Annotated in this window: 21 protein-coding genes; 3 read left to right on the forward strand and 18 right to left on the reverse strand. The window is 41.1% G+C overall.

Annotation, left to right across the window (positions count from 1 at the left end; translation table 11 throughout):
- Positions 1–217 precede the first annotated feature (217 nt).
- From IEO70_RS15425 to rpsU, 5 genes are all read right to left on the reverse strand, one after another.
- Positions 218–682, reverse strand: a complete 465-nt coding sequence (locus tag IEO70_RS15425) for a cell envelope integrity protein TolA (protein WP_190999267.1) — start codon at positions 680–682, stop codon at positions 218–220.
- 37 nt (positions 683–719) lie between these two features.
- Positions 720–1712: a flotillin-like protein FloA gene (floA, locus tag IEO70_RS15430; RefSeq protein ID WP_190999268.1), complete on the reverse strand. Its 993-nt coding sequence runs from the start codon at positions 1710–1712 to the stop codon at positions 720–722.
- Between the two features lie 12 nt (positions 1713–1724).
- On the reverse strand, positions 1725–3035 hold the full coding sequence (locus tag IEO70_RS15435) for an NfeD family protein (RefSeq protein ID WP_190999269.1): 1311 nt from the start codon (positions 3033–3035) through the stop codon (positions 1725–1727).
- 171 nt (positions 3036–3206) lie between these two features.
- Entirely contained in the window at positions 3207–3653 is a 447-nt protein-coding gene (locus tag IEO70_RS15440) for a GatB/YqeY domain-containing protein (RefSeq protein ID WP_190999270.1), read from the reverse strand.
- A gap of 14 nt (positions 3654–3667) precedes the next feature.
- Positions 3668–3841, reverse strand: coding sequence for a 30S ribosomal protein S21 (gene rpsU / locus IEO70_RS15445; RefSeq protein ID WP_026692851.1), 174 nt, complete (start codon positions 3839–3841; stop codon positions 3668–3670).
- Positions 3842–4053: 212 nt separating this feature from the next.
- Between rpsU and IEO70_RS15450 the strand changes: the two genes are divergently transcribed.
- Both IEO70_RS15450 and IEO70_RS15455 read left to right on the forward strand, forming a co-directional pair.
- Positions 4054–4974: a Na/Pi symporter gene (locus IEO70_RS15450; protein WP_190999271.1), complete on the forward strand. Its 921-nt coding sequence runs from the start codon at positions 4054–4056 to the stop codon at positions 4972–4974.
- 193 nt (positions 4975–5167) lie between these two features.
- A complete protein-coding gene (locus IEO70_RS15455; RefSeq protein ID WP_190999272.1) occupies positions 5168–5650 on the forward strand; it encodes a hypothetical protein in 483 nt (160 codons plus the stop codon).
- A gap of 45 nt (positions 5651–5695) precedes the next feature.
- On the opposite strand, the gene deoC is transcribed toward IEO70_RS15455, so the two are convergent.
- The 13 genes from deoC to gpr form a co-directional block, all read right to left on the reverse strand.
- Positions 5696–6367: a deoxyribose-phosphate aldolase gene (deoC, locus tag IEO70_RS15460; protein WP_190999273.1), complete on the reverse strand. Its 672-nt coding sequence runs from the start codon at positions 6365–6367 to the stop codon at positions 5696–5698.
- Positions 6368–6385: 18 nt separating this feature from the next.
- Complete coding sequence (gene mtaB / locus IEO70_RS15465; protein WP_190999274.1) at positions 6386–7741, reverse strand: tRNA (N(6)-L-threonylcarbamoyladenosine(37)-C(2))-methylthiotransferase MtaB; 1356 nt, start codon at positions 7739–7741, stop codon at positions 6386–6388.
- Positions 7742–7754: 13 nt separating this feature from the next.
- Complete coding sequence (locus tag IEO70_RS15470; protein WP_190999275.1) at positions 7755–8504, reverse strand: 16S rRNA (uracil(1498)-N(3))-methyltransferase; 750 nt, start codon at positions 8502–8504, stop codon at positions 7755–7757.
- A 209-nt stretch (positions 8505–8713) separates the two neighbouring features.
- The gene (gene prmA, locus IEO70_RS15475) at positions 8714–9652 is read right to left on the reverse strand and encodes a 50S ribosomal protein L11 methyltransferase (protein ID WP_190999276.1); all 939 of its coding nucleotides are present in this window, start codon (positions 9650–9652) and stop codon (positions 8714–8716) included.
- Positions 9653–9675: 23 nt separating this feature from the next.
- Complete coding sequence (dnaJ, locus tag IEO70_RS15480) at positions 9676–10806, reverse strand: molecular chaperone DnaJ (protein ID WP_190999277.1); 1131 nt, start codon at positions 10804–10806, stop codon at positions 9676–9678.
- Between the two features lie 529 nt (positions 10807–11335).
- The gene (gene dnaK / locus IEO70_RS15485) at positions 11336–13177 is read right to left on the reverse strand and encodes a molecular chaperone DnaK (RefSeq protein WP_190999278.1); all 1842 of its coding nucleotides are present in this window, start codon (positions 13175–13177) and stop codon (positions 11336–11338) included.
- Between the two features lie 40 nt (positions 13178–13217).
- On the reverse strand, positions 13218–13796 hold the full coding sequence (gene grpE, locus IEO70_RS15490) for a nucleotide exchange factor GrpE (protein ID WP_190999279.1): 579 nt from the start codon (positions 13794–13796) through the stop codon (positions 13218–13220).
- Positions 13797–13900: 104 nt separating this feature from the next.
- On the reverse strand, positions 13901–14932 hold the full coding sequence (gene hrcA, locus IEO70_RS15495; protein WP_190999280.1) for a heat-inducible transcriptional repressor HrcA: 1032 nt from the start codon (positions 14930–14932) through the stop codon (positions 13901–13903).
- An 86-nt stretch (positions 14933–15018) separates the two neighbouring features.
- The gene (gene hemW / locus IEO70_RS15500) at positions 15019–16161 is read right to left on the reverse strand and encodes a radical SAM family heme chaperone HemW (protein ID WP_190999281.1); all 1143 of its coding nucleotides are present in this window, start codon (positions 16159–16161) and stop codon (positions 15019–15021) included.
- Positions 16162–16250: 89 nt separating this feature from the next.
- Positions 16251–18086, reverse strand: coding sequence for a translation elongation factor 4 (lepA, locus tag IEO70_RS15505; RefSeq protein ID WP_190999282.1), 1836 nt, complete (start codon positions 18084–18086; stop codon positions 16251–16253).
- A gap of 171 nt (positions 18087–18257) precedes the next feature.
- Complete coding sequence (locus tag IEO70_RS15510; protein WP_190999283.1) at positions 18258–18587, reverse strand: DUF3679 domain-containing protein; 330 nt, start codon at positions 18585–18587, stop codon at positions 18258–18260.
- A gap of 23 nt (positions 18588–18610) precedes the next feature.
- A complete protein-coding gene (gene spoIIP / locus IEO70_RS15515) occupies positions 18611–19792 on the reverse strand; it encodes a stage II sporulation protein P (RefSeq protein WP_190999284.1) in 1182 nt (393 codons plus the stop codon).
- A 77-nt stretch (positions 19793–19869) separates the two neighbouring features.
- A complete protein-coding gene (gene gpr, locus IEO70_RS15520) occupies positions 19870–20988 on the reverse strand; it encodes a GPR endopeptidase (protein ID WP_190999285.1) in 1119 nt (372 codons plus the stop codon).
- Between the two features lie 272 nt (positions 20989–21260).
- Between gpr and rpsT the strand changes: the two genes are divergently transcribed.
- Positions 21261–21524: a 30S ribosomal protein S20 gene (gene rpsT / locus IEO70_RS15525; protein WP_190999286.1), complete on the forward strand. Its 264-nt coding sequence runs from the start codon at positions 21261–21263 to the stop codon at positions 21522–21524.
- Positions 21525–22226: the final 702 nt, after the last annotated feature.

Genomic DNA, 22226 nt, shown 5'->3' on the forward strand with positions numbered 1-22226 from the left:
TCCCCTTCGAACCAACAGATTTAACATAAGGATTACGAGAAAGTGCATTAATCTCTTTCTCTGTAAATGTCTTTGTACTCATTCTAGATTTTCCCCGTTCTCATTTTTTTTCATTATACAAAAAAGTACCCTATAGGTAGACTTTTTTATAAGTGTCTACTCTATAGGGTACATTTTACTTTCAGGAGTCTTTTATTTTAAATAAAATTTTTCTGGCTTATCTTCTTGATTGTGAATAAGGTTTTTTCGCTCGTGGAGCACCCAATATTTCGGCCATAATGACCCCATTCACAACCTCATTTTGACTGAATGTCCCTCGGGCCACTGCTTCTTTTTCAGTTCTTTGATGAGTTTCTAAAGGCTTCCGCGCTGGCATTTCCTTTTGCTTTTGCTGAAGCATCGCTGCCCTTTCAGCCAAATAAGTTTGAGCTGCGGACAGTTCTTCTTTGACCGAATCTTTATTGAGACTTTTCGCAGCAACTTCTTGCACTTTCTTTACTTGCTGCGGCTTTTGTTCCATCTTTGGCTGCTGAGAACGAGTCATCGTAGGCATTTGTGTCGTTTCAGAAAAAGGCTTCTTCTTTTGCTGTTTTTTGTCTCCTCCAAACAGCGAACTCACTAATCCGAGCAGAATGATGACAACCCATAAATTATCAAAAATTAAATTAAACAAATGTTCCATCTAAGGAGGCATCCCCCTTTCTTAGACTATATTAACTTTATTTTTTCGGATTGTCCCCGGCAGATCCCTTACTAATTGAGTCACGCATCTCTGTATCTGCCGTGATATTTTGGATATTCATATAGTCCATAACGCCAATATTGCCGTTTTTAAGAGCCTCAGCCATAGCTAACGGTACAGTTGCCTCTGCTTCCACAACCTTCGCGCGCATCTCTTCTACTTTCGCACGCATTTCTTGCTCTTGCGCTACCGCCATTGCACGGCGTTCTTCCGCTTTCGCCTGGGCGATATTTTTATCCGCTTCCGCTTGGTCCGTTTGCAGCATCGCACCGATGTTCTTGCCTATATCAACGTCCGCGATATCAATCGACAGAATTTCAAACGCTGTACCAGAATCAAGACCTTTTGCTAACACTGTACGTGAGATCAAGTCCGGGTTTTCAAGTACTTTCTTGTGATCAACAGAAGAACCGATTGTCGATACAATCCCTTCACCTACACGGGCTACGATTGTTTCTTCACCCGCACCACCGACAAGTCGTTCAATATTAGCACGCACTGTAATACGCGCTTTTGCTTTTACTTCGATACCATCCATAGCCACACCAGAAATGAAAGGTGTTTCAATAACTTTTGGATTAACGCTCATTTGTACGGCTTCAAGAACATCACGACCAGCCAAATCAATTGCTGCCGCTCTTTCGAAAGTAAGCTCAATATTCGCGCGTTGAGCTGCAATTAGAGCATTTACAACACGGTCAACATTACCGCCTGCTAAATAGTGACTTTCCAGTTGATTCGTCGTAACCGGTAAACCTGCTTTGTGAGCCTTAATAAGCGGATTGATTACACGACTAGGAATAACACGGCGCAATCTCATCCCGATTAATGTTAAAATACTAACTCTAACACCGGCTGCCAATGCTGAAATCCACAGCATTACCGGAACAAATGTGAAAAATACGAACAATAGTATAACAGCTGCAACAATCGCAACTATTAACAAAATTGATTGAGTACCTATTACCATCAATCAAACCTCCTAAGATTTTTTCTTTTCTCTTACTACAATTCTTGATCCTTCCACTTTTACAACAATTACTTCGCTATCTTTATCGATAAAGCTTCCTTCCGACACTACATCGACACGTTCATCATCAATGTTGGCAATTCCTGCAGGACGAAGAGGTGTTAACGCTGTACCGATTTTGCCTAGCAATTCGACTCGATTAACATTCGAAACATAGCCTTCTTCAGTGGTCGTAGCATCTTTTAATACCATTTTTTTAAAAAATTTCATATTTTTATTAAACACCTTTACCAATAGGATAGATACTGTTAAGGATACCATAATAGCGATTAATAATGATACCGCTATTAACGCATTATTCTCCCCGGCCATGAACAAACTTCCGACTACCGCACTCATACCAAGTATGCCGAGTATGCCGCCCGGGACAAAAAACTCCAATAGTATGAAAATCAGTCCGAGAATGAATAACAGCAAGACTTCATAACCGGCAAGCCCAGCTACCATATGACCAAAAAAGTAGAGTGCCAGAGAAGTAAGTCCGACTACGCCCGGAATACCAAAACCGGGACTGAACAGCTCAATTACCAGTCCAAGGATACCTATTGTTAATAAAAACGGAATTACAACCGGATTCGTTAAAAATCTTGCCAGCTTTTCAACAAATGTTTCTTCAATATCTCTGACTTCGGCATTTTCGAGACCAATCTCCTCGAGCAAGCCATCCAGGTTACTGACGGTTCCTTCGCTGTAACCGACATTATAGGCGCTTTTTTCAGTAAGCGTCAACAGACCGCCGTCACTTAACCCGCCAGGCAATTGAACAGAAGCATCTGCCATCGCCATCGCATATCTCGGGTCTCTTCCATTTTGCTCTGCCGCACTTTCCATCGCTGCCAGCCATGCAGATTGCGCCTTTTGATCAGCTGCATTTCCGTCACTTGTAATAATGGCTGCAGCCCCCATCGTCGAACCCGGAGCCATATATATTTCATCAGCATTCAGAGCAATATACGCCCCCGCTGATAAGGCACGATTATCAACCCATGCAATCGTTTTAATAGACGTATCCGAGAAAAGCTTACCTATATCTTCAGCTGCCGATACCAGGCCTCCCGGAGTATTGATTTTAAATATAATGGCAGTTGCTCCATTCTCCTCCGCAACTGATATGGCTCGTTCTAAAAACGAATACAGCCCGCTTTCAACTGTGTTTTCAAGGGGTGCCACATATACAACATCTTCTTTCGCCTGGGTCTGAAAAGGCAGCAAACAAGATGCCAAAAGCAGGAGAAGAAAAAATAAAGGAAAGCGTTTACGCAATTACGAAACCTCCTTTCAAGATCCTTATTAAACCATACGATTAACTTATATATAAGTTTCATTTTTTACGAAAGTTTATTTAATAGCATTCCGATTTTGTACATACACTACAAAAACTAGCCGATAAAAATTTAAAAACCACAAGAAATTACTTGTGGTTTTTAAACGAGTTTAAGATAGATGTTGTTGTACTAATTTATTTACAAGAGCACCGTCAGCTTTTCCTTTAACTTTCGGCATAAGCGCTCCCATAACTTTACCCATATCTGCCTTGGACTTAGCTCCAACAGCTTCAATGGTTTCTTTAACAATGTTAGTTACTTCTTCTTCCGTAAGTTGCTGAGGCATATATAGTTCAACGTATTTGATTTCTGTACGGATTTTTTCAACGAGGTCATCACGACCAGCATTTGAAAACTCTTGGAGAGAGTCTTTGCGTTGTTTTGATTCGCGAGAAAGGACAGTCAATTCTTCGTCTTCTGTTAATTCTTTGTTACCAAGCTTAATCGCCTCATTTTGCAAAGCTGCTTTAAGCATGCGAATAACAGAAAGCTTGTCTTTTTCCTTGTTCTTCATCGCTTGTTTCATGTCATTATTTAATCGCTCGAGAAGACTCATATACCCACCCTCTCTTACCATTTACGTTTTCTAGCAGCTTCAGACTTTTTCTTACGTTTTACGCTTGGTTTTTCATAAAATTCGCGCTTTCTAGCTTCCTGCAATGTACCAGTTTTAGATACAGTGCGTTTAAAGCGACGAAGAGCATCTTCAAGTGATTCGTTTTTACGAACTACAGTTTTAGACATCTCTATCCCTCCCTCCGAACACAACACACTAACTCAAGAATATACACAATACATATCATGTACCTTACAATTATAATATAAGGATAATATAAGGTCAACTAAATCTCAAAAATTGATAATCGCAAGTTTCACCGGTATTTCATTCCAAAAATATAAGATTTTTTAGCATGTCCTTGTGAAACGAAAATAAGATAGTTTCAGGAGGAGATTACATGCTTGCATTATCATTATTTTTTATATACATCCTTTTATTTTTATTGGCGATGAGACTATTAAGAGGCGGATTATTTAAACTGACCGGCGACAAATTGAAGAGCAAACTGCAAGTTCTCACTTCCACTACCTTTAAAGGCTTTATGACCGGCATGATTTTCACCGCCATCCTTCAAAGCAGTTCAGCGCTGATGGTAATGACTGTCGGGCTTGTTTCTGTAGGCGCACTTACTTTTCCTCAAAGCATCGGCATCATTTTAGGAAGCAATATCGGCACAACTGTCACCGCTGAATTCATGAGCTTCTCCATAAAAGAATGGATTCCACCCGGACTTTTTATCGGATTCACGCTTATGCTATTTAACAAATTGCGTCCAATTGGACAATCAGTGTTCGGTTTATTTTTAATTTTTTTCTCAATTCAAGGTTTTACATCATTAGCTAAACCACTTTCCGGATATCCGTTCTTCGGACAAGTTTTATCGCATCTGGAGCAGCATATGCTCATCGCAATTATTGCCGGTGCAATTCTTACTGCCATCATTCATTCCGGGACAGCTACAATCGCGATTGCCATGGGTTTTATCGCAGGCGGTGAAATGTCGGTAACAGCCGGCATCGCTTTAATGCTCGGATCAAATATCGGCACTTGTGTAACAGGCTATATGGCAAGTATCGGCGCTGGAGCAAACGCCAAATTGACGGCGTATGCCCATATATGGCTGAATATTATTGGAGTCGCCCTTTTTTATCCGTTTATAGAACAATTGCAGGCTGCCGCTGCCTTTTTTACTGATGAAAAGCCCGTGCAATTAGCTCATGCAAGCGTCATTTTCAATGTGATTTGTTCCATTATAGCGTTGCCTTTTGTCAAACAGTTCAGCTCTTTTATAAATCGGCTTCATGGTCCCAAAATCTAAGGGAAAATCGCCGTTGGTTGCGCTTACTCGTACCAATCTATTCTCGAAAAAACAGAAGGGACGGCCACATCCATAAAAAACCCTGAAAAGTGGTTAAATTTCCGTTCATTTTTTGCTTTTCCACCTCATCTTTGCTCAATTTGTTAATGAAAGACCGTTTTTTATTGAAGATGGTGCCTTCGGGAGCAGTGATTTGAGATTTGAGAGCGTTCGTGCAAGATTTGAGAGTCGTCACTCCGTATTTGAGAGCGGTCCCGCATTTTTTGAGAGTCGTCGCTCCGTATTTGAGAGCGGTCCCGCATTTTTTGAGAGTCGTCACTCCGTATTTGAGAGCGGTCAGGCAATTTTCGAGAGTCGTCACTCCGTATTTGAGAGCGGTCAGGCAATTTTCGAGAGTCGTCACTCCGTATTTGAGAGCGGTCCCGCATTTTTTGAGAGTCGTCGCTCCGTATTTGAGAGCGGTCCCGCATTTTTTGAGAGTCGTCACTCCGTATTTGAGAGCGGTCCCGCAATTTTTGAGAGTCGTCGCTCCGTATTTGAGAGCGGTCCCGCATTTTTTGAGAGTCGTCACTCCGTATTTGAGAACGGTCAGGCAGCCATGAGAGTCCTGCACGCAACTCGAGAGCACCCGACAACCTGTAAACGCACGTTCAAAAATTCATTCTTTCCCTTCTAAAAAAAGCCACGTTGAGTGAATTATCACTTCAACGTGGCTAAAAAATTAATAATCGCTGTCTGCTGTTAATCCTTTAACAATTTCAATACCAGCACTTGCGCCGATACGAGTAGCCCCTGCCGCGATCATCGCTTCAGCATCGGCCGCATTGCGGACACCGCCGGAAGCTTTCACACCTATATCAGGACCTACTGTTTTTCTCATTAAAGCAATATCTTCCTTCGTTGCTCCACCTGTAGAGAAGCCAGTTGAAGTTTTCACATAATCAGCTCCTGCTTTAACAGCAAGTTCACAAGCACGGACCTTCTCTTCGTCTGTCAGAAGGCATGTTTCAATGATTACTTTTGTTAACGCTTGGCCTTTAGCCGCATCCACTACTGCTTTAATGTCACGTTCAACAAGTTCATTATTGCCATCTTTTAAAGCACCGATGTTAATAACCATATCAACCTCAGTTGCTCCATCTTTAATTGCTTGTGTCACTTCAAATGCTTTTACTTCCGGAGTATTTGCTCCTAATGGGAAGCCAATTACCGTACAAACTTTCACGTCTGTTCCTGCAAGCAATTCCGCTGACTTTTTAACCCAAGTCGGATTGACGCATACAGATGCAAAATGATATTCTTTCGCTTCTTCACAAAGCTTAATAATTTGTTTTTCAGTCGTATCTGCTTTTAAGACTGTATGGTCGATCATACGCGCGATTTTCTCATTCATAGTCTAATCTCCTTAGTATTATGCTTCTAATAAAGATTGATCTTGAGGACTCATCACTTTGACAAACTGGCCTTCATTGTATGGATAGCCTGCTTTCGTAATTTTTACCTTCACAAGCTCTCCGATCATATCTTCACTACCTAAGAATACCACTTTCAAATAGTTATCTGAATAGCCGACAAATAGATTTTCTGTTCCATTTTCTTCATCTGTGAAGCGTTCTTCAGGAATGATTTCCAGTACTTCATTTTCAAATTGTGACGCATATTCTTTTGCCAATTGGTCGCTTAAAGCAATCAATTTGTGGACACGTTCATTCTTCACTTCTTCATCTACTTGATTGTCCATGCGAGCAGCAGGTGTGCCAGTACGTTTTGAATACGGGAATACGTGCAACTCAGAGAATTTATGCTCTTTAATGAAGTTGTATGTTTCCATGAACTCCTCTTCTGTTTCTCCTGGGAAACCGACGATAACGTCCGATGTAACAGCTAGCCCAGGCAACGCATCATGCAGTTTACGCAGACGCTCACCAAAGAATTCCATTGTATATTTACGGCGCATTCTTTTCAGCACTGTATCTGAACCTGACTGAATCGGAATGTGCAAGTGTCTTACTACTTTCTTCGATGTTTTCAGCACTTCAATTACTTCATCAGTAATTTGACTTGCTTCAATCGATGAAATACGGATACGTTTCAAGCCGTCAACTTTTTCTTCCATATCACGAAGAAGCATTGCCAGATTGTAATCTTTCATATCTTCTCCATACCCGCCTGTGTGAATACCTGTAAGCACAATTTCCTTATAGCCGGCATCAACCAGCTGTTGTGCTTGACGGATAACTTCCTGCGGATCGCGAGAACGCATTAAGCCGCGCGCCCAAGGAATGATACAAAATGTACAGAAGTTGTTGCAGCCCTCTTGAATTTTCAAAGACGCACGCGTACGATCAGTGAAAGCAGGAACATCCAACTCTTCGTATACACGCGATTTCATAATATTGCCTACACCATTAATCGGTTGGCGTTCTTTTTTAAATTGTTCAATGTAAGAAATCATTTTATTACGGTCTTGTGTTCCTACAACAACGTCCACTCCGGGAATAGCCAAGATTTCTGCCGGAGATGTTTGCGCATAACAGCCCGTTACGCAAATAACCGCATCAGGATTTTGACGGATTGCTCTTCGGATTACTTGGCGACTCTTTTTATCCCCTGTGTTTGTAACAGTACATGTATTAATAACATAAACGTCCGATTTTGATTCATAATCTACACGTTCATAATTCTCTGCTTTAAATAGCTGCCAGATTGCTTCTGTTTCATAATGGTTAACTTTACAGCCTAATGTATGAAAAGCAACAGTTGCCATTTTCTTCACCCCACTAATTTAATTCTAATTGATACGAAATGGCAGCCAATACGTATAAAGGTGCCGTTTCTGTCCGTAATATTCGAGGTCCCAATCCGCAAGCTTTAAATCCTGCTTCTTGCAATATATTGACCTCAGATTGCGATAATCCGCCTTCCGGTCCAAATACGACAAGAATCGAAGCACCTTTTTCTATATTTAACAGCGTTTTGCTTAATGTCGCTCGTTCATTTTGCTTTGCCTCTTCTTCATAGGCAATCAGAAGTGTATCGTACGATTTCGCCAAATCGACCAATTGACGGATTGTAACCGGCGTTTCCACATTCGGAACAATCGTTCTATGCGACTGCTCTGCCGCTTCTTTAGCAATTTTTTGCAATCGTTCAATTTTCTTGTTGGCCTTCTTCCCGTCCCATTTCACAATTGATCGCTCAGCTGTGAATGGGATGAAAGATGCGGCCCCAAGCTCCGTTCCCTTTTGGACAATATACTCAAGCTTATCACCTTTTGGCAAACCGCTGACGATTGTCACGGAAACTGGAAGTTCTTTTTCTTCATTCAACCATTCTACAACAGAGGCGAAAACAAGTTCATTGGAAATTTCTTCAATTTCAGCAAGAGCTGTCCCCTTTTGCTCAACGACACATAATATTTGCTCGCCTGGGTTCATTCTGAGCACATTGGCGATGTGATGGTAGTCATTCCCATCGATTTCTATCATTGTATCCTTCAATTGCTTATTCGAAACGAAATATCGTTGCATTGATAACACCTACTTATATTATTACGCTCTGTTTGGCGATACTGAAAGGGTACAGAGCGATTATAAAAGAATACTTCATCTACATTCTGCACTTAAAAGGCAGTCCGTTAAACATGAAGCAGCCACACTCCCATACTATAAGCCGTGCGCTGGTCTTAATAAAGACAAACGATCATGACTTAAGTGAAAGCGTGGCATAAAACGTCTACTTATTTCTTTGTAGCGATGAACGCAACCCAGTCTTCCATAAGCATTGTTTCTATGATTTCAAATCCTGATTGAATCAAGGCTTCTTTTACATCATCTTTCTTTTGGGAAATGATGCCTGATGAAATAAAGATGCCGCCTGGTTTTAATGCAGTCGCAACGTCATCTGTAAAGCTCATAATAACTTCAGCTAAAATGTTTGCTACTACTAAATCTTGCTGTTCTGTGATGCCATCCAGCAAGTTGTTTTGTGATACATTAACAAGATGGTGCACTTTGTTCAGTTCAACATTTTCGATAGCCGAACGAACAGCTACCTCATCAAGATCAAGCGCTTCAATATGAGATGCGCCAAGTAGAGCAGCAGCAATACTTAGGACTCCGGAACCAGTTCCGACATCGACAATCTTGTCACCGTTTTTCACCATTTTTTCTAAAGCTTGAATGCAAAGGACCGTTGTAGGATGCGTGCCCGTTCCGAAAGCCATTCCCGGATCCAATTCAATAATCAATTCATCACTGCTTACCGGCTCATATTCTTCCCAGGTTGGCACAATTGTGAATCGCTCAGAAATTTTCACCGGGTGATAGTATTTCTTCCAGGCTGTTGCCCATTCTTCTTCGTTTACTTCGCTGATCGTTACAGCATTTAATCCTAAATCAATATCATAAGTCACTAAATTGTTGATTGCTTCTTTAATTCCGTCGACTGTTTCCGCTAAAAAGCTTGTTTCCGGAAGATATGCTTTCATTACAACGCCTTCTTCAGGATAATCATCAGGATTAAGCTGGTAGATCTCTCCAAACTGGTCTTCTCTTTCTTTAAAAAGATCTTCGCGATCCTCGATTACAACGCCACTAGCCCCCGCTTCGTATAATATGTTTGTAATTGGCTCCACTGCTTCATTTGTTGTATGGATTGCAATTTCAGACCATTTCATAATACTACCAACTCCTGTTTGATTTATTCTCCTTTAAATGCGCGCTTCATCTTCGCGAAAAAGCCTTGTTCATCAACAGACTCACCGCTCAGTTCAGCAAACTCTTTCAGTAATTGCTTTTGTTTCTCAGTCAACTTGCTTGGTGTCACAACACGAACGATGACATACTGGTCACCTTGACCATAGCCTCGTACATTAGGTATACCTTTACCTTTTAAGCGGAATTTCTTACCTGTTTGCGTACCGGCCGGGATGGTCAATTGTACTTTACCGTGCAATGTTGGTATTTCTATTTCATCACCAAGAGCCGCTTGAGCAAATGTTAATGGAACTTCACAATATACATCGTCATTGTGGCGCTCAAAGAATTCGTGCTCTTTCACATGGAATACTACATATAAGTCGCCTGCTGGACCGCCGTTAATACCTGGCTCACCTTTACCAGCAACGCGCAGTTGTTGTCCGTCATCGATGCCGGCTGGAATCTTAACATTGATTTTCTTTCTCTTCTTAACTTTACCAGCACCGTGACATGTCGTACATTTTGACGGAATATGTTTACCTGTTCCACCGCAATGACGGCAAGTAGTTCTGTTGACGATACGACCAAATGGCGTGTTTTGCTCAACATTGATTTGACCGGATCCATTACAGTGCGAACAATTTTCCACTTTTGTTCCAGGCTTCGCTCCTGTACCTTTACATGTATCGCAATTCTCTTCACTAGGAATTTCAATTGTTGTTTCCTTACCAAATACAGCATCTTCAAACGAAATTGTCATCGTATATTGAAGGTCAGCACCTTGACGAGGGGCGTTTGGATCTCTGCGTCGACCACCGCCGCCACCACCGAAGAACGTACTGAAAATATCTTCAAAACCGCCAAAACCGCCGCCGAAATCACCGCTGAAGCCGCCGCCGCCAAAGCCTTGGTTAGGATTAGTATGCCCAAATTGGTCATATTGCGCACGTTTTTGATCATCGCTTAATACTTCGTACGCTTCTGTAATTTCCTTGAATTTTTCATCCGCATCTGGTTCTTTGTTAATGTCCGGATGATATTGTTTTGAAAGTTTACGATATGCTTTTTTTATTTCATCTTTCGAAGCACTTTTGCTGACACCCAGTACCTCATAATAATCTCTTTTACTCATAAGCTTTCAACTCACTCCCGCTTCTTCACATAAAAATTATTTTAACACTATGATTGCAGTAGTTGCAATTAGAAAAACCGTCACCGGTCTTTTTCATTTTGCTTTTACTCCTTGATTTTACCTCAATGAAAAAGGAAACATGCGGCAGACTCGAAAAGCGAAAGCGGCTCGTTCATCCCCGACTAGCATAAGGCGAATCGGTTCATGAAAACCGATCTTGGTTTTCATAACCGAGGTGACTTATGACCTCGAGGGGCTAGCCGCTGTAGCTAGACATGAATTAAGACAGGCAGGCTTGAAAATCCGCTCTTTGATTTCCTAGCCGGCACCGTATAAAAGGAACATCGGCTAAAGGTGCCACGTCGTGTGGCAACGCCGATGGACCTACATCCTGTAGTCCCCGAGCATGGCAGGAATAAGGTAGACAGCCAACTAAGTTCAAAAATGTATAGTTGTAGTGTAAAAAAGCCAAAGCCGATTACCTTTGACTTTGACTTTTTTACGCACTCATCTTAAATATATTACAGTATTACTTGTTATCTTTATCGTCTACTTCAGTAAATTCTGCATCGACAACATCATCATCCGCTTTAGCAGAACCTTCAGCTCCAGCTTCGCCTTGAGCAGCTTGCTGAGCTTTAGCAGCTTCTTCATAAAGTTTCACAGTCAAGTTTTGAACGATTTCTTGAAGAGCATCTTTCTTAGCGCGAATTTCTTCTAAATCATTTTTCTCGATTGCTTCTTTAAGAGCGTCTTTCGCTGCGTTTGCAGATTCGATTTCAGAAGCATCCACTTTACCTTCAAGTTCTTTCATTGTTTTTTCAGTAGTAAATACTAATTGATCCGCTTCGTTGCGAAGATCTGCTTCTTCTTTGCGTTTCGCATCTGCTTCAGCATTTTCTTCCGCTTCTTTAACCATGCGTTCAATTTCTTCCTCTGATAAACCTGATGAAGACTTGATTGTGATAGATTGCTCTTTGTTTGTGCCAAGATCTTTCGCACGAACATTAACGATACCGTTTTTGTCGATATCAAATGATACTTCAATTTGCGGAATACCGCGTGGTGCTGGTGGAATATCCGTTAATTGGAAACGACCTAGCGTTTTGTTATCAGCAGCCATTTGGCGCTCACCTTGAAGTACATGGATATCTACTGCTGGTTGGTTATCAGCAGCTGTTGAGAATACTTGTGATTTGCTCGTTGGGATTGTTGTATTACGGTCAATTAGTTTCGTGAATACACCACCCATTGTTTCGATACCAAGTGATAGTGGTGTTACGTCTAATAGAACTACGTCTTTAACGTCACCTGAGATAACGCCGCCTTGAATAGCTGCACCCATTGCAACTACTTCATCCGGGTTAACGCCTTTAGAAGGCTCTTTGCCGATTTCTTTACGTACAGCTTCAACTACTGCAGGAATACGAGTAGATCCACCTACTAATAATACTTTATCGATTTCTGAAGCTGTTAAGCCAGCATCTTTAAGCGCTTGACGAACAGGTCCCATTGTACGTTCGATTAGAGAATGAGAAAGCTCTTCGAATTTTGCTCTTGAAAGTGTTACTTCCAAATGTAGCGGACCAGCAGCGCCAGCTGTGATGAACGGTAATGAAATTTGAGTAGATGTTACACCTGAAAGATCTTTTTTCGCTTTTTCAGCTGCATCTTTCAAACGTTGTAACGCCATTTTGTCTTGACTTAAGTCAATGCCGTTTTCTTTTTTGAATTCAGCTACTAAGTAGTCAATAATTACTTGGTCAAAGTCGTCTCCACCTAGACGGTTGTCACCAGCTGTAGACTTAACTTCAAATACGCCATCACCTAATTCAAGGATTGAAACGTCGAATGTACCGCCACCAAGGTCAAATACAAGAATTGTTTGATCTTCGTCTAATTTATCCATACCGTATGCAAGCGCAGCTGCAGTCGGTTCGTTGATAATACGTTCTACTTCAAGACCAGCGATTTGACCTGCATCTTTAGTTGCTTGACGCTCAGCATCGTTGAAGTAAGCAGGAACTGTAATAACCGCTTTTGTTACTTTTTCGCCAAGATATTCTTCTGCATACCCCTTTAAATATTGAAGGATGATTGCTGAAATTTCTTGTGGAGAATATTCTTTTCCTTCTACAGTCTCTTTATGGTTTGTACCCATATGACGTTTGATAGAGCTGATTGTGTTAGGGTTTGTGATTGCCTGACGTTTTGCCACTTCCCCTACTTGTCTTTCTCCATTTTTGAACGCGACAACTGAAGGAGTTGTGCGGTTACCTTCCGGATTTGGGATAACTTTTGCTTCTCCACCTTCTAATACGGATACGCAAGAGTTAGTAGTACCTAAGTCAATACCAATGATTTTGCTCATACTTAAAATTACCTCCCTAAATTATATGTACTGCTTTCGATTATTGATTTACTTTCACCATTGCAGGACGCAGTACGCGATCCTTGATCATATACCCTTTTTGGAACTCTTCAACTACCACATTTGAAGCAAAGTTCTCATCATTCACTTGCATTACTGCCTGATGAATGTTCGGGTCAAATTCTTTGCCGACAGATTCAATCTGCTCGACACCTTCTTTTTTCAGTGCTTCTAAAAGACTTTTGTATACCATTTCTATACCTTGACGCAGGCTTTTTGTTTCCTCATTTTCAGCCGGCAGCGCCAATGCTCTTTCAAAATTGTCAATCGCCTGAATAAGATCAGTCGCAAGATTTTGAGAACGGTACTTTTGCGCCGCTTCCAAATCCAATTTTGAACGTCTTCTTGAATTATCGTAATCAGCCATAAGTCGAAGATAACGGTTTTCTTGTTCTTCCACTTTAGCTGTTAAATTGGCAATTTGAGCGTTTGCTTCTTCTAACTGTTGCTCCGATGATTTTTCTTGGCCATCTTCTTTTTCTTCGAAGATTTCTTCAACAGTTTCATTGTCAGCTTGTGACTCTTCAGCTTGAAGGTCTTTCTTCATTTCTTCTGACATGATACTCACCTCCCTAAAAGAGTAAAAATATCTATATTAGCGGGAAAATACATAGCGAAAGGGTAAAGCGACAAGGCAATACCCTCTCCTCAATATCTCCACATCTATCCATTTTGATACAGTTTAGTCAAAACAGTAGAGAAATCCTTAGAAAACATATTCAGCAATGAAATCACATACGAGTAATCCATTCTTGTCGGACCCAAAATTGCGACTGTACCTACATTCTCTTCACCTACAGAATAAGTAGCTGTAATCAGACTGCAATTTTCCATGGCCGGATCTTGAATCTCGCTTCCAATTTTCACGTGAACGCCGATTGGATTTTGCTTCATTATGTTGTAAAGTTCTTTTTCCTGTTCAATGATGGACAGCAGCGAACGGACTTTTTCGATATCATGAAATTCCGGCTGCATTAACATATTTGTCTTACCGCCAAAAAACAGTTTCTCGTCCGGTACAATTCGAAGTGAATCTGACAACGCTTCTATAATATTCTCGTAATGATTAAAATGTTTCATAAAAAGCGAAATCACTTCATTTTGAATTTTCGAACTAAGTTCTACCAAAGGCACTCCAACTAACTGATCGTTTAAAATATTGACGATTTTCTCAATTTCACCCGCATCAATCGCAGGGGGCAAATTGATTAATTTGTTTTCCACATGCCCCGTATCCGTCACCATAATAGCAACTGCCGATCCCGGATTAATGGGAACAAGCGAAATCTTCTTCAATCTGTTATCTCTTACTTTCGGACCAAGTACAATCGCTGTGTAATTGGTAATTTCCGATAATATTTGTGCAGACTTTTGCACAAGTTTTTCGAGCTCAAATATTTTGTCGACAAACACCGAGCGAAGCTTATCCATCTCATCCATGTTTAAGAGACGAGGCGACAGCAGGTGGTCGACATAATAGCGATAACCCTTTTCAGACGGAATTCTCCCAGAAGACGTATGCGTTTTTTCGATAAAGCCCATTTCCTCAAGATCCGCCATATCATTACGAATAGTAGCTGAACTGAAGGATATATCACTTTTCTTCGATAAGCTCCGTGAGCCGACCGGCTGTGCTGAGCGAATAAAGTCATCAATAATCACTTGAAGTATCAGCAATTGACGATCTGTTAGCATATTAATCACCTCTGTTAGCACTCAATATTAGCGAGTGCTAAATCTAATTAATAAGTTATCAAAATGATGGATTAATGTCAACGGTTTTAGCTAATTCCGATGAAGGTTTGAAACACTTCGTTTCCAAGGAGTTTTCCTTTTTGTGTCAGAAAAATTCTTTCTTCTGTCACTTCAATGAGACCGCGTTTTAACAAATCATGAATCGGCTCTGCAAAAACCTCCATCGCTTGTTTTCCAAACTTTTCAGTAAATGTCGAAAGCGATACGCCATCTATTTTCCGAAGCCCTAAAAACATCTCTTCTTCCATTTGCTCATGCACAGGCACAGGGTGCACATTCATGTATGGCAACTGACCATTTCGAATCGGCTCCATATATTTTTTCAAAGGACCATAATTACCAACTCTTTCTCCGTTAACGTACCCATGGGCACCAGCACCAAAACCATAATAGTATTCATTGTTCCAGTACGTCGTATTGTGCTTGCTTTCAAACCCCGTTTTAGCAAAATTGCTGATTTCATATTGATGCAATCCGTTTCTTTCCATTTCCTCCATCAATACTTCATACATTTCCGCTTCAAGATCCTGTGTCGGCAAGTGCAATTTATTTTTTTGCATCATATTGTAAAAGACCGTTTTCGGTTCAACAATTAAAGAATAGCTGGAGTAATGCGGAAGCTGAAGTTTCAGTGCCTCCTGAATCGATTCCTTGAACATTTGCATTGATTGTCCCGGCAAGCCGTACATTAAATCTATCGTAATATTTTCAAAACCGGCCTTTCTTCCCTTTTCAATCGATGTATACACATCTTCAGGCTTATGTGTGCGCCCAATCGCTTTCAGCAGTTCTTCATTAAACGATTGCACCCCGAAACTAATTCGGTTTACTCCCGCTTCTTTTAGAATGCGCATTTTTTCAAACGATAAGTCACCCGGATTAGCCTCAAAAGTAAACTCGACTTGATCGTGCGTAAATGGCAATACTTCATTAATTGTCTCGCACAGAAAAATTAACTGTTCTTCATTTAGCGAAGTCGGTGTTCCGCCGCCGACATATATTGTATCTAGATGAGACGTTGGCGCTTTCTTTAGAGCCAGCTCCATTTCTTTCTTCAGTACCTGCAAGTATTCCTCCACAGGCTGCCCTTTCAAAAACATCTTATTAAAATCGCAATAGTGACAAATATGCTCACAAAAAGGGATGTGGATGTATGCACTCTTAATCATTCTCTTCACCACTTTCATTTTTCTGTTCGCTTTCGAAAAATATGAAAAGAGGCTAGTGAAAGTTTCCTTTTCTAGCCTCTCTTTCATAATTATTTTTTCGTACCTGAATCGTCCATTTTCAGTACAGCCATGAATGCTTCCTGTGGCACCTCTACAGAGCCGACTTGCTTCATACGCTTCTTACCCTCTTTTTGTTTCTCTAGAAGTTTACGCTTACGAGAAATGTCACCGCCGTAACATTTCGCCAATACGTTTTTACGCATCGCTTTAATTGTTGAACGAGCAATGATTTTTTGACCGACCGCAGCCTGTACCGGCACCTCGAATTGCTGTCTTGGAATTAAGTCTTTCAGTTTCTCAACGATTACTTTACCACGCTCGTAGGCAAAATCACGGTGAACGATAAAGCTTAACGCATCGACCGTTTCAGCATTCAACAGAATATCCATTTTCACAAGCTTAGAAGGCTTGTAGCCAATTAATTCATAATCGAACGACGCGTATCCTCTTGTCCCTGATTTCAACTGATCGAAGAAATCATATACAATCTCTGAAAGCGGCATTTCGTACACGATGCTTACACGAGTTTCATCTAAATATTGCATGTCAATGAAGATACCGCGTTTTTGCTGACAAAGCTCCATAATCGCGCCGACAAATTCATTTGGAGCCATCATCGTAGCCTTTACATACGGCTCTTCGACTGATTCAATTTTTTGCGGATCTGGCATGTTGGATGGGTTATCAACAATAACCTCTGAGCCGTCCGTCATATTTACGCGATAAATAACGCTAGGCGCTGTTGTAATCAAATCGATTTTGAACTCACGCTCAATACGCTCTTGGATGATTTCCATGTGCAATAAGCCTAAGAATCCGCATCGGAAACCGAATCCTAATGCTTGAGATGTTTCTGGCTCGAATTGAAGTGCAGAATCGTTCAATTGCAGCTTCTCAAGTGCTTCGCGCAAGTCATTGAAACGAGCAGAATCAATTGGATACAGACCGCAATAAACCATTGGATTTAGAGTACGGTAACCTGGAAGTGGCTCAGTAGCACCGTTTTTAGCGTTTGTGATTGTATCACCGACGCGTGTATCTCCAACGTTTTTGATTGCTGCAGTCAAGTAACCAACATCTCCGACATTCAGTTCATCAACGACTGTTGATTTTGGTGTGAATACACCAACTTCAATAACTTCAAACTCTTTACCTGTCGCCATCATTTTGATCTTATCGCCCGCTTTGACACTGCCGTCAACAACACGGATGTATGCTACAACACCGCGATATGCATCGTACAGCGAGTCAAAAATCAACGCTTTTAAAGGCGCGCTAGGGTCACCTTGCGGCGGAGGAACAAGCTCTACAACTTGCTCTAAAATTTCTTCGATACCGATGCCCGCTTTTGCTGAAGCAAGTACCGCATCAGAAGCATCTAGACCGATCACTTCTTCGATTTCGTGGCGTACACGCTCCGGGTCAGCACTCGGCAAGTCAATTTTATTGATAACCGGTAAAATTTCCAGATTGTTGTCTAAAGCTAAATAAACGTTAGCCAATGTCTGTGCTTCGATACCTTGGGCAGCATCAACAACTAGTATAGCTCCTTCACAGGCAGCCAAACTACGTGATACTTCATACGTAAAATCGACGTGTCCCGGCGTATCAATCAAATGGAAGATGTAATCTTCCCCGTCTTTTGCTTTATACTTTAACTGAACGGAATTCAGCTTGATTGTAATTCCGCGTTCTCTTTCCAAATCCATAGAATCTAGCAATTGCGCTTTCATTTCGCGCTGTGCTAAAGCTTCCGTTTTCTCTAAAATACGGTCAGCCAAAGTAGATTTACCATGATCTATATGAGCAATGATGGAAAAGTTACGAATCTTGGATTGTCTTTTTAATCGTTCTTCATTATTCATTCTCTTCACTCCTGTAAGTCGACACAATACACTAGTTTCCATTATAGCAATGAAAAAAGCAACATTCAATATTTAGCATCAACAATTAAGCAACTGCCTATAACGTGAAAGTTGATTTCCACTCCGGACGACATACAATCTTTAAAGAGAATGAATAAAAAAAAGAATGGACTATTCAGGCACTGCCCATTCAATAATTTTCGTAACGCCTTGCTGAATACCGTTCGTGATTTTTTTACCAACGTTCGAAAAAGCATTAAATGCCTTAAGTTCCTCCAGCTTCTTCTTTTTCTCTTCTAAATCATGACTGCCTAGATCCTCTCCCAGAATGTCGGCAGTCACTACGCCTTCCTCATGTTCAACGCTGACGGCTGCATTCAGTTCGGGATCTTCATAGCCGCGCATATTGACTAAACCGCTGCTTGCTTTTTGCAGACCAAACATCACACCTACAAAAAAGATTAGTATAATACCGAAGCATTTTAGCCAAAAACGCCACATAATCATCACCCTTTATTAATTCGTCATTCAGATGAAGCATCCACTTCTTCTGCTTGGTTAGACTCCCAATAATATTTACTGAACACATCAGCAAAAGCTTCCATCGTCCGGTAAGATTCTTCAAATGTATTATCGACGCCGCCAACTTCAAGCAGCATGGCATGTTCCGATAAATCCTGATTATATACACCATTCTGCCCGCTTCCGGCATTTACAATCACACCATCTGATAATCCTGGATATTTTTTATCGATTTCATAGTGAAGCTCTTTGGCAAGCGCTAAGTTTTTGCTATATTTGGCATTCTTCCCTCCGACTACGAAAGCAAGCTTCGAATACGATTGACCATTAATTGTAATCGTTGTTTTATCTTTCCTTCTGGAATCACGATGAATATCGATATAGTAGGATAAATCATTATTGCCGGCCATCGCTGCTTCAACAACTGTCCGCGATTCCTGGTAGGATTTAGAATGTCCTAACCCTTTCTCGTTCAAAATCTTATTAATATCTGTCGTATCGACAGTCGCTCCAATGCCTTTTGATTCAAGCGCTTCTCCCAGCTTCAAACCGACTCTCGTTATATTCACTTCAGAATGATGGGCCAGATTTATGTTTTTCAAGTCTTTTAAATACGGCGTAAAAGATTCTGTATTATGGGAGTGATAAATAAATACCGCTTTCTTGCCGTTTGTGGTTTGACTAGGTTCACCGGGATCCGTTTCTTCAATGCTGTCAACATTTTGCAGATCCGGGTCTTCTGTCGGAACTGCATCATTAGGCGGAGCCGATTCAAACGGCATATTCGTATAATTCATATCCGCCCCGGCAATGATTATTTCCGAATCAAAAATAGAGAACCCCGGCAATTCCTTCCCCAATAAGCTCCGAGGATCATCGAGTGAAATTTTAGCCGAGTATTTAAGCAACTGCTCGGGAATCGTATTTTGTTTTTCCTCTTGTTTCAGCGAAGCGGTAAAATACTCATTCTCCAAACCTAACAATGAAAACAGCATCCTCCCTGTGAATAAACTAGCTGCTTCATTAACCGACTGCGAACTAGGTCTGTAATCTGATTTCATAGAGGTAAGCAATCCGCTTACCGAAAATACAAACAATAGCAAGACGATAACAGATAAGACTACCTTAATAATTTGGGAACCGCTAATAATAGTGATTTTGTTATAGTACGTATTTTTCTTCATTCTCCCACCCTTTCCAGGCTTGTCTAGTAAATACATATGACTTTGCTAGAAAAGGTAGAACTATTAATACTTACTATTTATTTCGTACGAAAACCGACATTATCTTGATTAACTGCTTGGTGAAGTGTCGCATTCAAGCCATTGGAAATAAGATTGGCCATATCTTCAATAAAAATATCCACTTCCTTTGGTGTGACCATTAAATTATGGCCAAGCGGGGAAAGCACTTCATGAATGAACTTGCGCTTTTCATCTTCCTCCAACGTACCGATCACGCCCATAAAGGTCTTTCTCTCTTCTTCGCCGGGCAAATCCTCGTCAGTCAGCTGCTTCCGTTTACCAAACGTCATTCCCGCCGGAGCGAGCGCCCGAGAAGGCCGGTTTCCTTCCTTCAATTCCTTGCCAAAATGTTTCAAAATATAATCAATCGTGTCGCTTGTGATTGTAACAGCATCGACAACAGTAGGCACTCCGATAGCAATGACCGGTATGCCAAGTGTTTCCTTACTCAATTCCTTACGTTTATTACCAACCCCGGAACCCGGATGGATGCCAGTATCAGAAATTTGAATAGTTGAATTGACCCGCTCTAAAGAACGGGCAGCCAAAGCATCGATAACGATTACAAAATCAGGCTTCACCTTCTCGATGACACCTGAGATAATATCGCTCGTTTCAATGCCTGTTAATCCCATTACTCCGGGAGAAATCGCACTAACCGGCCGGTATCCTTCGGCAACAGTCTGAGGTTCCAGCTCAAACAAATGCCGGGTGACGATCAAATTCTCTACTACAGCAGGGCCAAGAGCATCCGGAGTCACATTCCAATTGCCAAGTCCGACAATTAACGCGCTTGCATCGTCTTTTATATGGAGTTTTTTTAAAAAATAACCAAATTCTTCAGCGAATACATTTTCCACCACTTGTTGCGTATCGCTGTCGCCCGATCGTATACCCTGCACTTCTATCGTTAAGTAGCTTCCCGGTTTTTTGCCGATTTCTTTCGCTCCTTGCTCTGTCACTTCGATTAAGGAGATTTTCAAGTCGTCTTTTGTTTTCTCTTTAATAATAACGCCCTCAATGCGAGAAATATTTTTCTCGCCTGACACTGATTTCTCGGCAATTAGCATTTCGTTTGCCTCCAGCGCTAAATCTGTCCGGACTGCATACTGTGCAAAATGAATTTTTTGATCCATAGGAACCCTCCAAAAGCATTTATTGCTTCATTTTTTCCGTAAGATTCATGAATTATTCGATGCAGCTTTAGCAAAAGCAACTGACAGCGCTAAGAAATTTCTTTTTCAATATAGAAAAAATCCTTTTACATTCTTATAAGAAATAGTGTACAATGCATTTAGTATTGCAATATAAAAGACAGTCTGTTAGAATGATTTTTGTTGCTTAACAAATGAAATCAAAAAGTCGAGTTCATATAACCTCGATTCCTATTACAGGAGGTGACACTCTAATGCCAAATATTAAATCTGCTATCAAACGCGTTAAAACAAATGAGCAAAAAAGAGCGAACAACATCGCGACTAAATCAGCTATGCGTACTGCAGTTAAAAACGCTGAAGTTGCTATCGCAAACAATAGCGAAAACGCTAAAGACGCTTTAATCGCTGCTTCTGTTAAATTAAACAAAGCTGCTAACAAAGGTCTTATCCATAAAAATGCTGCTGCTCGTAAACAATCACGTTTAGCAAAAAGACTTAACGGTCTTAACGCATAATTGAAACGATCCTTCTGGGTCGTTTTTTTTTACGAAAAACCGGCACCGGTCCTTTTTCATTTTGATTTAAAACTTCTTGATCTGTCTCCAATGAAAAAGGAGACATGCGGGAGGACTAAGATGAATCACACGAGAAACCCGAACTTGGTTTCTTGGGGGAGGCAGCTTAGGACCGAGCATGGCAGGTGTAAGGTTAGACAATACGAAAAGCGGAAGCGGCCTGCTCAGCTCCGACTAGCATAAGACAAGCCGGTAAGAAGGTTGGGTTTGGCCTTCTGGACGGATTGGCTTATGACCTCGAGGAGCTGGCCGCTGCAGCTAGACAATACGAAAAACCGGCACCGGTCCTTTTTACTAAAACTTCTTGATTTATCCCCAATGAAAAAGGAGACATGCGGGAGGACTAAGATGAATCACACGAGAAACTCGAACTTGGTTTATTGGGGGAGGCAGCTTAGGACCGAGCATGGCAGGTAAAAAACCAATACTGACCATATTGAGTTTATATACAAAAAGAGGCTGGGACATAACTAGCTTCAAATGACGAAAAACGTGAAATGGACAATTCCATTTCACGTTTTTCTGTTTTTGTCTATGAATTCTTAGCTGCTGGCCGCGAACTTCCGTAGATTCACGGCCATTAATGCTATGCCCATTTCATTTTCAACCTTCGACTGTCCGCGGACGGAAAATCGGTTGAAA

It is taken from the genome of Peribacillus faecalis (genome assembly GCF_014712675.1).
In the GTDB taxonomy this organism is placed as follows: domain Bacteria; phylum Bacillota; class Bacilli; order Bacillales; family DSM-1321; genus Bacillus_AD; species Bacillus_AD faecalis.